The organism is Novispirillum itersonii subsp. itersonii ATCC 12639, from assembly GCF_000381985.1.
Taxonomy (GTDB): domain Bacteria; phylum Pseudomonadota; class Alphaproteobacteria; order Rhodospirillales; family Rhodospirillaceae; genus Novispirillum; species Novispirillum itersonii.
The window spans coordinates 19,467-29,140 of record NZ_KB907358.1 but is presented as its reverse complement, the minus strand read 5'-3'; the positions used below and the strand labels follow the sequence as shown (position 1 = coordinate 29,140).

The following is a 9,674-nucleotide window of genomic DNA, read 5'->3' as shown; positions in this document are numbered from 1 at the left end:
CGCTGTTGTCCGGCAGGTCTCCCCATAGTCGCCTTACAGGCGACCACGCTTCGCGCCGCCCGGTGGGCGGTGGGTGATCCCCCTCCTGCCGGACACCCCCTTGCGGACGCCTCCCCTTTTCTGACGACAGGGCAAAGTTCGACCCGTCCAGTCCGAAGAAAAGGATCCCCTGAGATGACCCACTCTGACAAAGAGAGCGTTGTTTTTACTGTCGGTTACACCATCAGCGATGCCGCAGGACATTACCGGGCGGCTCCCGATTATCCGACATGGGAGGAGGCTGTTGATCATTGTGATAGGGACGCAGGCGAGGCCGTGGGGGCCGTGTTGTCTGACGGCTCTGTGACGTTTGAGATTTGAGGGAGGCCGGGACCATGGCTGAGAACTCCTCTATCGAATGGACCAATCACACCTTCAACCCTTGGGTTGGGTGCGCGAAAGTCTCCCCGGCCTGTGATCATTGCTATGCCGAAGGCTGGGCCAAGCGGGCGGGAACGCCTGAGCTGTGGCAGGGCCAGCGCCGCCGGACCAGTGCCGCGAACTGGCGGCAGCCGCTGAGATGGAACCGGGCGGCTCAGGCTGCCGGGAAACGGGCGCGGGTGTTCTGCGCCAGCTTGGCGGATGTGTTTGATAACCATCCGGCCATCACCGACGACTGGCGGCAGGATCTGGGGGCGCTCATCAGTGCGACCCCGAACCTTGACTGGCTGTTGCTGTCCAAGAGGATCGGTAATGCCGGGCGCTATCTGCCGCTGATGTTCCCGGACGGAGTACCGGAAACCGTCTGGCTGGGGGCCACGGTCTGCAATCAGACCGAGGCTGTCCGCGACATTCCGAAGCTGTTGGCCGCTCCGGCCGGGGTGCGCTTTTTGTCGGCCGAACCCCTGCTGTCGGCACTGGATCTGCGGGAATGGCTGGCCGGGATTGATCTGCTGATCGTCGGCGGAGAGTCCGGCGGTCAGGCCCGCCCGATGCATCCGGATTGGGTGCGCGGTCTGCGGGATCAGTGCGCCGCCAGCGGAACGGCGTTCTTCTTCAAGCAATGGGGCGAGTGGCTTCCTGTCTCTCAGATAAGGGCACAGGATGCTGAAACTCTGTATCGCTCCAATCGGCTTGCAAAGCCGGGACAGGATCAGGCCGTTCTGGATGAATGCTACGGGCGAACCTGCCGCGTCGATACCCTACCTCTCGCCTATGGAGGCTCAAGCGATTGGCAGGACGCCTTCACGATCATTGACGGCCATGCTGGTATGCAGATGTACCGGGTTGGGAAGAAGACCGCAGGGCGGCTGCTGGATGGTGTGGAGCATAACGGGGAGGCCGTGGCATGACCTTCAGCCTCCCGATTGCCATGCCGGAAATCAGCCGGCCTTTTTCCGCCGGGCGGGAAATCATCATCGACAGCTTTGCCGGAGGCGGTGGAGCCTCTACCGGAATTGAAATGGCTTTGGGCCGCTCCCCGGACGTGGCCATCAACCACGATCCCGAGGCAGTGGCCCTGCATGCCGCCAACCACCCGGGAACCCGCCACTTCTGCAAATCGGTCTATGCGGTTGATCCGGCGGACGTGGCGGCGGGCCGTCCGGTCGGTCTGCTGTGGGCTTCCCCCGATTGCCGCCACTTCAGTGAAGCCTCCGGGGGCCGGAGCATCAAGTCCGCACAGGTCCGCGACCTGGGGTGGTCGGTGGTGCAATACGCACAGCGCATCAGGCCGCGTGTCATCATCGTTGAGAATGTCCGCCAGTATCGCACATGGGGACCGCTCGACGCCTCCGGGGTGCCGATTGCCGACCGGCAGGGGGAAACCTATCGCCGTTGGCTGGCCGCGCTGCGCCGGGAAGGCTACCGGGTGGAAACCCGGCTGCTGAACACCGCAGACTATGGGGCACCGACCAACCGGGTCCGGCTGTTCGTGATTGCCCGCCGGGACGGGCTGCCGGTTGTCTGGCCGTCGCCCTCCCATGGGGTGGGGCCTACCCCCCACCGGACCCTGTTTGACTGCATTGACTGGACCATTCCCTGTCGTCCCATCCATGGCCGTGAAAAGCCGCTGGTTCCCGCCACTCTGCGTCGGATCGACAACGGTTTGCGGCGCTATGTTCTTGAGACAGAGTGCCCGGTGTGGGTGCCGGTTGACGTGCCGCCCGGCTGCCGGGCTGCCGGATATCTGGTGAAGCTCCGGGGCACCTGTGCCGATGGGCAGAGGCTGGACCGGCCCGCGCCGACCATCACCGCCGGGGGCAATCACCTGCGGCTGGTGGTGGTGATCCTGACGCCGGACGGTGCCGCGCAGGAGATCCGAAGCCGTCTGCTGACACCCCGCGAACTGTTCACTGCACAGGGTTTCCCGGCTGATTACGTGATTGAGGGGCCGGGCATCAGCAGGCGCAGCCAGCTTGCCCGCTGTGGCAACAGTGTTCCGCCTCCGGTGGCTGCGGCGCTGGTGGCGGCGAATTGCGCTGACATGGCGATCCTGCGGGAGGCGGCTGAATGACCCTCTCCCCTTCGACCAATTGGTCGGACGACGGACCTGAGAATGGAACCTGTATGCAGGAGATCATTATGACCTTATATAACAGGCTTAATATATCAAAGGTGCTGTCTGATTCTTCATCTACTACCTTGAGTGGATTTTCTTGGGTTGCCAATGCTGACGTAAAAGATGTAGCGTCTCACTCATGGAAGTCGATCCTTCATACCTCTCTCGCCTTTGGGATTTCCTATCAGAAGTCCTTTCAATGTTTTTTTTCCAAGTCACGGGAGGAATTCTCGTGATTGAACAATTGATCGAATTTATACTGCCAAAGAAATGGTGGGAAGCCGTAGATACGGCAATACCGAAGTCAAAACGTCGACGGATCTTACTTTGGCTATGTGCCGTTTCATTCATTTATGCAAGCTTTAGTGCATATGACAATGTAAATATGCGGCTTCAGAGTGTCTATGAACGAAATAGAGATTTACCGATTGATTTTCAGACATTTAAATCATCTGAAAAAAGGCTGCGGCCAGATCAATCAAAAATTATTTCTAATCTGATCTACGAGAATAAAAATATTATAGGAAAGTTGCATTTTGCAAGATATTTGAGCGGGAATACTGTTATGTATTCTGGGGATATTCTTGATGCTCTTAAGCGGTCTGGAGTGGAGGTTGTGCAGGATATAGTTGCGCCGGATACCCCAGACCAGACAGGGGTCATGGTTGCCTGCGATGATCCAAATAATGTTCCTGAAAGCATAAAAATTATAATTGGAATTTTTCATAAGGCAGATATTAACGTAAATATTACTAATATGCTTACGCAGGCGAAGAAAAGATACGTCGGAAACGGTTGTATTTTATTTGTTGGTCCCGATCCTCTTTAGTTGTATGGCGTCAACTCGCGCTGAATGATGCTAATTTTTGTGGAGTGAATCCTATGAAGGATGACTTTCCGATTGAGCAGGGTCTGCGACTGGATGCTTCATCAGCGGCAGAGGAGCAGCTTCGGGCCGGGTTCCCGGTATACTACCGGGATGACAGGTTTCCGGATCCTGATCTTCTGGTCCGTGAAGATCCCAATGGGACGAAGACCCTTGTCCGGGTCCACCTTGGGGCTACTGGTGGCCGCTTTGAAGATGTGCGGGTGCTCTGATGCCCCGCCTCTGGATTGTCGCCGGGCCGAACGGAGCTGGAAAATCTACGCTGGTTGACCGCTACAACCAGCATGGCCTGCCAGTGTCCAACCCTGACGAACTGGCGAAGCAGATAAACCCCGAAAGCCCGGAGAAAGCGCAGATTGAGGCCGGGAAGCGGGCGCTGACAGAGCGTCGGAACTTTCTTGCCGCCGGTCAGTCGTTTCTGATTGAAACGACTTTCTCAGGGCGGGGATCTCTTCAGCAGCTTGAAGAAGCAAAGCGGGCTGGCTTCAAGACCTGTCTGGTTGTCGTCGGAATTGACGTGGTAGCAACCTCTTATGCTCGAGTGGCAACCCGTGTGATGCGCGGGGGGCATTCGGTGCCAGCGGCTGACATCGAAAGGCGCTATCAGCGCACCTTCGATAACGTCAATCAGGCGCTGAAGCTGGCAGATCTGGCTTTTGTCATCGACAACTCCAAAAGACGCCCTTCCCTTGTCGCCAAGATCGAGCGGGGAAAGGTGATCCGCCTGTCTCCAAAAGCCCCCGCGTGGATCCTGAAGCAGATCTCTCTTCTGGCCCGTCACAGAGCCAAAGAGCGATCACAGGGGTTGTCTCTCTGATCGGATCAGAGATCAGGTCTGAACCGCTTTGCTGCCTCGGCAAGGCGGTTCGTCAGTTCTGACCGCTGGGAGCTGTTCAGGGCGTCGGGGTGGGCCAGCAGCCAATCCAGTTGCCGGAGCAGGTCCGCATGGGCCTGTTTCGCCAGCCGCACAGGAGCGCCCCGGAGCTGTGGCCTGTGCGGGGGTGTGTTTGCCGGAGGGTAGGGGAGATTTGTATCGTACTTTACAAAATCGCAGCCCAGACAGTCTGTAACGAAAATAACAGTGTTATTATTTATTCCGGCATCTGTGCGGAGCGTAACGCGTTATCCCCTGTTATGCTCCGGGGTGAACCGCTTTGCCGCCTCGGCAAGGTGGCTTGCCAGTTCTGCCCGCTGAGAACTGTTCAGGGCGTCGGGATGGGCCAGAAGCCAGTCCAGTTGCCGCAGCATATCCACATGAGCCTGTTTCGCCAGCCGCACAGGAGCGCCCCGGAGCCACGCCTGAAGCTGCTTCAGCTCTTCGGGGGTCAGGTTGGCCACCGTACCGGGGGACACCTCTTCCAGCATGGTGGCGGACGCCGGGAAGGATCCAATCTGTTGCCGCTTCCCCTCTGTGGAGCGGTAGAGTTTCACCCGGTTGGCGACGATCCGAAATTCCATGATGCACCTTTCAGATAGGTACAAGGCAATTGAATGTCAGATGTACCCATTATCAGGGCGCATATCAATAATTGTCTGATGTACCTTTCAGGTGGGTGTGTGGGTACTGCTGTGAGGGAAAAGCCTTCAAGCCCCTCCGGGGCCGTAAGGGCTTCGCCCCGGCCTCCACAAGGGGCAGGCGCGGCCATGGGCCGCTGTTGTCCGGCAGGTCTCCCCATAGTCGCCTTACAGGCGACCACGCTTCGCGCCGCCCGGTGGGCGGTGGGTGATCCCCCTCCTGCCGGACAACCCCTTGCGGACGCCTCCCCTTTCTCTGCCCGGAATCATCATCCCTTGGCGAGCTTCGTGGTGAGCTTGATGCTTGGCGCACTTCAGGCCAAAAAGTGAAGTGTCCGGCGTAAAAGAGAAGTTCTATTTCTTTCCGGCCTTCTCTGTCCGAGACAGTTTCATGAGGGCCGGAATATCCCATTCGACTTTAGCCGTAAAATTACCGCCGTCGGACAGGCCAATGGATACTTTCTCAATGCAATGCCGCAGTTTGATATTCGGTTGATAGTCCATAAAATCAGCCTTCAGCCGGTCTGCCAGTTTACGGACTGTTGCGACCGCTGCCTGTGCAGAAGCCTTTCCCGGTGAAAGTAGATTGAGCTCCCTGACTGCCACGCTCCGTTGCATGTGGTGATGCCGGATTGTCGTTTCCTTTTCGGCGAGAAATGACCTCACCTCAGCCATTTTCGCCCCACTGCCAAGGATTGACAGGATTTCAGACATTTCTTTGCGGGCCTGCGCGGTTTCGGCTTCCGCCGCGCTGATCCTTTGCTTGATGACCTGTCTTTGTAGATCATAGCCGGGGTCAGTGTAATGGCTCAGAATTACTTCTATTGATACATCTTGAAGCGCGCTAATCGCCGGAGCGAGAAATTCTTCCATCGTCGTGCTGCACACCCGACAATCGGGGGTGCGGCAGGAGTATTTTCCTTTCCGCAGTGCCGTCATCTTCTTCCCGGATTCTGCGCAGTGCAGACGACCGCTGAAGAACAGCATGGCATTCGTCAGGGCTTTTTCTTGCCGCTGCCGCCATTGCCGGTGAATTTCTGCGACTTCGGCGGCATGACGTTCTGCCTTGGTTTGCTTTGCCTGATGGGCTGTGTCCCGTCGTACCAGTGACCGGGCCTCAATTTCCACCTGTACCGCGTCAAAGATATCCCGGCTGATGATTGCGATATCAGGGACTTCTTTTGTGATCCATTCGTCCTTGGGGCGGAGCATCGCCATACGATCCCCGGTCTCCGGGTGTGTGCGCCATTCCTGACGATTGAAGACTACTTCGCCGACGTAGAGGCGGTTTCGCAAGATGCCTGACTGCCGGGATGCTGTGCCGATCAGGGTAGAGCCATGCCATTTCTTACCGCCGGGGGACGGGATACCGAGGCTGTTCAAAGCCTCGCAGATTCCAGCCAGCGTCTGACCAGCGAGATAATCCTGATAAATTCTTCGGATCACCTCGGCTTCTTCCGGGACGATTTCACGGTGGCCGCGTTCCAGTTCGCCGTCTTCCCCGATGACCCTGACAATCCGATATCCATAGGTCTGCCCGCCGGGCAGGCTGCCGCGCTGGACCGCTGCTTTCATGCCCCTTCGGGTTTTGTCAGCCAGATCCGTAAGGTAAAGGGCATTCATGGTGCCCCGTAAACCAACATCCACCTGTGAAACGGTACCGTTCCCCACCGTTTCGATAGAGATGGCGAGGTACTGTAACAATTCGAATGTGTCGGCCATCTGACCGATTTTGCGACTGAGCCGCGACAGGTCTTCGGTGACCACTACGTCAAACACATTTTCTTTTGCGGACAGCAGCAGCCGATCAATACCGGGACGCTGGCGTATTTTACCGGAAATGGCCTCATCCGTATAAATCCCGGTGACCAGATAGCCCCGGCTGGCACAGTACGCCTGACAGCGGGCGATCTGGTCGAAGGTGCTGGTGGCCTGCTTGTCGGTGGAGTGCCGCGCATAAATGCCAGCGCGTTTCATGACTTTGCCGGGATTGGGGATTTGGGACATGTGGCCTCAACGTATCTACCTAACCACTTTGGATAATCAACGGTTGCGGCAGAAACAAGGCTCTAGATGGATAGGTGGGCTATTTTTGGCAGATAAATCAACCTTTTGAAGAGATTTGAAGAGATTTGCAGAGATGAGCGTGGGATTTGAAGAGTTTTGAAGAGTTTTAAGGGGGATTTGAAGAGATTTGCAGAGATTTGAAGAGGTTGCGCGTACCCCTTGGTTTTTTTCTCTGTCGTCTAACTGGCAGGATAGGCGAGGTGGTACCACCTCGCGTCCTGCCCTTATTCGCATACGCTCAACGGGGGGTAAAATGAGCTGCGCACCGGACATGACAAAGCCGCCCTCGGAGGAATCCGGGGCGGCTTTTCTGGTCTGGAGTCCCCCACAGAGCGGGGGTTATGCGGCGGTGCACTACGGCAGTGGTTGAGGAGTTCCGTTTGAAGCTGGATCACCTTATGCTGAAGGGCATATGTATTTTCTATCATACGCTTGTATTCGTCACTGTTCAGAAAGACGGTGAAGCTCCTTCAGATATCCATCTTATCCAATTCTTCGATTGTCTTACCTCGAATTGTCCCAGTAATTTTTCCGGGATTAGGGATGAAACCACCCGTATTGGCATTATGGCTTTCGCGATATAGTGTTAGTCGGAATCTGTATCTGGGGACATCCAGAATTTTTTGATCGGGTTTTGATTTGCATGTGGTTTTGTCCTCCTTCTCTCCGCCATAACTCCGCATTTTCGCGGGTTTGGGCGGTAGAAAATCTTTGATTGGGTTTTGATCCTATCCTTGTCGTCACAGATCCATCCCCTGTTCGCGTTGCTTGGCCTTAGGGCAGCGGCGCTCAATGCCTGCCGCAGGGCCTTCTTCTGGTTGGCAAGGAGTGAATTGAAGCCCTTCAGCTCCGGCATCTTCAGATCCTGTCCGGCCAGCAGGCAGCGCCGGTGCTGTCCGCGTAGGCGGTCCGCAAGGGCTGTTGCATCAGTCGGGGGCTGTCCCAGCATCACGGTTGCTGTCGTCTCCCGGTGCATGGCCACCGCCTCCGCCGGGGTGCGGGCCACGATCACCGGGCCGGTGTCGTCTTTCTTGGCAAATCCGCCGACAACATGCGACAGCGCGGCTGGGGCCTTGTCCTGTTGGGTTGAGCCCCGCGTATGAAGGACCTCGCCATCAGCTGATACCGCCATTGATGCTCATTGCGCAGGGGGACCCAAGGATCTGTCCGTACACTTCGGCAGCTTTGGGCTGGGTCAGGTCGGTATAAGGCACCCCCACCCGGATGGGCTGATTGGGGCCACCAAAAGGAAATGGGGCTGCATCAAAGCAGCCCCATTTCAATGGATCAGGAGCGGAGTTGCCATCGTCACCATCGCACTTGCACCAATCGCCACTAAAATATCGAAGAAGTAAGCAGTTGGTTTCGCAAGGTTAATAAGCAGACGCTTCATCGTACAGGTCTTGGACTTCGATTTCTCAGACTTTTTACACTTATCCATGGTTGCCTCCTTAAGACTATGTGCCGCCCAATTAAGGACGAACAAGGTTATAAGAACGGCGATCAGTGCTAACACGACGGCGGGATTCGAACCCGCCCCGACCCCCGAAGTTCGGAAATCATCGAAATCACTATACCATCTATGGTTACGCAAATGCAAATTTAAAAATTGTGAATCCTGAAAAATCAGGGCTTCTTACATTTGTAGGATGATTGCGCCGCCCCCCCCCCCAGACAAAGGTTGACCTCCCTTGGGAAATTTCCTCCAGCCGTAAGTAGAGTCTTGGGCGAAGTTACGCTGTCGGGCTTCCGACACCTTAAGGCCGCCATTTGTAAAAGGTTGCGCTGCACGGTTCGGGCGCATTCACCAATCGATCTGTCAAATGTTTCGGAAGAAGTAAATCCTTCGATGCAATAAGGATTTCTGTTCCAACTCGTTTTGTTTGAACGGAGTAATTTATGTCAAACTGGTATTGCCGACGTTCTTTGTAGAGGTCCTGAATTTCAGGCACATTGTCGTAAGTCACGATCCACGGACGATCAAGAGCGATCACGTCGGCGGCGAGGCCAGCGTGATCATCGTTCGTGTAGAAACTCATATAAAGCTCCGCCCCTTTTTTGTAATACGGGGGGTCAATGCAAAAAAAAGTGTCTTCAGGAAGTTCGGTCCCCATGGCTTTAATGAAATTCTGGGCATCCATATTGTACAAATGAATTCTGTCCCGGTACTTCCCTATTCTCCTAATGCGATGGGAAAGGTTATCTATATTGTATCGACAGTCAATTTTATAGTTTCCCGTCTGGTTGTATCCACCGATTATGCCCGAACCAGATATGATCCCGGAACGGCTGGTTCGATTCAGGAAGAATGCGGCGAAACCCAGGCTCAGGGTGTTGTGAGACTCTGGGTGAAGCTGGATCTCTCGTTGTGTCCGCCACTCCTCGACTGTTACGGGAGTTTCATTGATCTTTTCGATCAAATCATCAGGGGTATCCAAGACAGACTTCCAGAATGACCAGATCAAGGGATCGATGTCATTGATATGGATGTCCGCGACATGCCCGCCGTAGAGTAGCGCCAACGCCAAGCCACAGCCACCGGCGAACGGCTCGGCGTAATGCCCTCGCTCAAGACCGTTAAGTCGTAGAATGGAGGACGCCAAGTCCAGCAAGCAGAGCTTGCCGCCTGGGTAGCGAAGGGGTGAGGTCGGAGTCGCCATGAGATAC

Annotated in this window: 11 protein-coding genes; 6 read left to right on the top strand and 5 right to left on the bottom strand. The window is 55.9% G+C overall.

Annotated features, from left to right (window positions below):
* The first annotated feature begins 174 nt into the window (after positions 1 to 174).
* From G365_RS0118925 to G365_RS0118905, 6 genes are all read left to right on the top strand, one after another.
* Positions 175 to 360, top strand: a complete 186-nt coding sequence (locus tag G365_RS0118925) for a hypothetical protein (protein WP_019647113.1) — start codon at positions 175 to 177, stop codon at positions 358 to 360.
* Positions 361 to 374: 14 nt separating this feature from the next.
* Positions 375 to 1,331, top strand: coding sequence for a phage Gp37/Gp68 family protein (locus G365_RS0118920; RefSeq protein ID WP_019647112.1), 957 nt, complete (start codon positions 375 to 377; stop codon positions 1,329 to 1,331).
* Entirely contained in the window at positions 1,328 to 2,494 is a 1,167-nt protein-coding gene (locus tag G365_RS0118915; protein ID WP_019647111.1) for a DNA cytosine methyltransferase, read from the top strand. Before G365_RS0118920 ends, G365_RS0118915 begins: the two co-directional genes overlap by 4 nt.
* A 184-nt stretch (positions 2,495 to 2,678) precedes the next feature.
* Positions 2,679 to 3,368, top strand: a complete 690-nt coding sequence (locus G365_RS24015) for a hypothetical protein (RefSeq protein ID WP_155976387.1) — start codon at positions 2,679 to 2,681, stop codon at positions 3,366 to 3,368.
* Positions 3,369 to 3,421: 53 nt separating this feature from the next.
* Positions 3,422 to 3,637, top strand: coding sequence for a hypothetical protein (locus tag G365_RS0118910; RefSeq protein ID WP_019647110.1), 216 nt, complete (start codon positions 3,422 to 3,424; stop codon positions 3,635 to 3,637).
* Positions 3,637 to 4,242: an AAA family ATPase gene (locus tag G365_RS0118905; RefSeq protein WP_019647109.1), complete on the top strand. Its 606-nt coding sequence runs from the start codon at positions 3,637 to 3,639 to the stop codon at positions 4,240 to 4,242. Before G365_RS0118910 ends, G365_RS0118905 begins: the two co-directional genes overlap by 1 nt.
* A gap of 305 nt (positions 4,243 to 4,547) precedes the next feature.
* Here G365_RS0118905 and G365_RS0118895 read toward each other — a convergent pair whose 3' ends face one another.
* From G365_RS0118895 to G365_RS22405, 5 genes are all read right to left on the bottom strand, one after another.
* Positions 4,548 to 4,883: a hypothetical protein gene (locus tag G365_RS0118895; RefSeq protein WP_019647107.1), complete on the bottom strand. Its 336-nt coding sequence runs from the start codon at positions 4,881 to 4,883 to the stop codon at positions 4,548 to 4,550.
* Between the two features lie 411 nt (positions 4,884 to 5,294).
* Positions 5,295 to 6,947 (bottom strand): recombinase family protein, encoded by a 1,653-nt coding sequence (locus G365_RS23305; protein WP_155976386.1) that lies wholly within the window; start codon positions 6,945 to 6,947, stop codon positions 5,295 to 5,297.
* A 646-nt stretch (positions 6,948 to 7,593) separates the two neighbouring features.
* Positions 7,594 to 8,139, bottom strand: a complete 546-nt coding sequence (locus G365_RS0118880; RefSeq protein WP_019647104.1) for a hypothetical protein — start codon at positions 8,137 to 8,139, stop codon at positions 7,594 to 7,596.
* 147 nt (positions 8,140 to 8,286) lie between these two features.
* Positions 8,287 to 8,448 (bottom strand): hypothetical protein, encoded by a 162-nt coding sequence (locus G365_RS24010; protein WP_019647103.1) that lies wholly within the window; start codon positions 8,446 to 8,448, stop codon positions 8,287 to 8,289.
* Positions 8,449 to 8,764: 316 nt separating this feature from the next.
* The gene (locus tag G365_RS22405; protein ID WP_019647102.1) at positions 8,765 to 9,667 is read right to left on the bottom strand and encodes a DNA adenine methylase; all 903 of its coding nucleotides are present in this window, start codon (positions 9,665 to 9,667) and stop codon (positions 8,765 to 8,767) included.
* Between the last annotated feature and the right edge of the window lie 7 nt (positions 9,668 to 9,674).

Bases quoted from the DNA above. Each gene is read 5' to 3' on its own strand.
- G365_RS0118925 (WP_019647113.1), top strand. From the start codon at position 175: ATGACCCACTCTGACAAAGAGAGCGTTGTTTTTACTGTCGGTTACACC.
- G365_RS0118920 (WP_019647112.1), top strand. From the start codon at position 375: ATGGCTGAGAACTCCTCTATCGAATGGACCAATCACACCTTCAACCCT.
- G365_RS0118915 (WP_019647111.1), top strand. From the start codon at position 1,328: ATGACCTTCAGCCTCCCGATTGCCATGCCGGAAATCAGCCGGCCTTTT.
- G365_RS24015 (WP_155976387.1), top strand. From the start codon at position 2,679: ATGGAAGTCGATCCTTCATACCTCTCTCGCCTTTGGGATTTCCTATCA.
- G365_RS0118910 (WP_019647110.1), top strand. From the start codon at position 3,422: ATGAAGGATGACTTTCCGATTGAGCAGGGTCTGCGACTGGATGCTTCA.
- G365_RS0118905 (WP_019647109.1), top strand. From the start codon at position 3,637: ATGCCCCGCCTCTGGATTGTCGCCGGGCCGAACGGAGCTGGAAAATCT.
- G365_RS0118895 (WP_019647107.1), bottom strand. From the start codon at position 4,883: ATGGAATTTCGGATCGTCGCCAACCGGGTGAAACTCTACCGCTCCACA.
- G365_RS23305 (WP_155976386.1), bottom strand. From the start codon at position 6,947: ATGTCCCAAATCCCCAATCCCGGCAAAGTCATGAAACGCGCTGGCATT.
- G365_RS0118880 (WP_019647104.1), bottom strand. From the start codon at position 8,139: ATGGCGGTATCAGCTGATGGCGAGGTCCTTCATACGCGGGGCTCAACC.
- G365_RS24010 (WP_019647103.1), bottom strand. From the start codon at position 8,448: ATGGATAAGTGTAAAAAGTCTGAGAAATCGAAGTCCAAGACCTGTACG.
- G365_RS22405 (WP_019647102.1), bottom strand. From the start codon at position 9,667: ATGGCGACTCCGACCTCACCCCTTCGCTACCCAGGCGGCAAGCTCTGC.